Origin of the sequence: Paraeggerthella hongkongensis (assembly GCF_003726035.1) — a bacterium.
GTDB lineage: Bacteria > Actinomycetota > Coriobacteriia > Coriobacteriales > Eggerthellaceae > Paraeggerthella > Paraeggerthella hongkongensis.
Genome location: NZ_QICD01000064.1, coordinates 1 through 552 on the forward strand (window position 1 = coordinate 1; position 552 = coordinate 552).

Sequence of the window (552 nt, forward strand, 5' to 3'; positions counted from 1 at the left end):
ATGAATGGCAATACGCTCGCCCTCGCAATAAACCTCGACGGCATGCGGCGTAGTGCGGACCTCGACCTCTTTGCCGACGAAGCGATGGGGAACCGAGTAGAGAACCTTATCGGCTGCGCATAAAACGTGATAGCTCTTTCCCACTTTGACTTTTGGCGACCAAATCGCGCGTTCCCAAGGGCGTTCGGGCAACGGCTGCAAACATGGCTTCTCGCGTTCCAAGAACACTTCAGCCCGAGATGAAGCGCGCTTTTGAAAGGGTTTTGCGTTTAGCTCCGCTGCCTTTGCGGCAACGGCTTCATTGAGTTCGTCAATATCGAAGAAGCGCTGTTTTCGCAGTTCAAGGCGTATCTTGTTGGCGAACTTGTCAACAGACGACTCGACGCTGTTCTTACCGCGTGGTCGGCGAGGTGCGTGCGGAATTGCCGCAACGTTGTAATGCTCGGCAAATTCCCTGAACGTCCGGTTAAGCACGATCTCTTCGGAGGTATGCTTCGTTACGCCAGTTCGAAGATTGTCGATAACGACGATGCGGGGACACCCGCCGAAGAA

1 protein-coding gene is annotated in these 552 nt (G+C 54.3%); it reads right to left on the bottom strand.

Translation table 11 applies throughout. The features are described from left to right. The coding region (locus DMP08_RS12485; protein ID WP_161555472.1) for a Mu transposase domain-containing protein at positions 1-552 on the bottom strand (552 nt) is incomplete at both ends.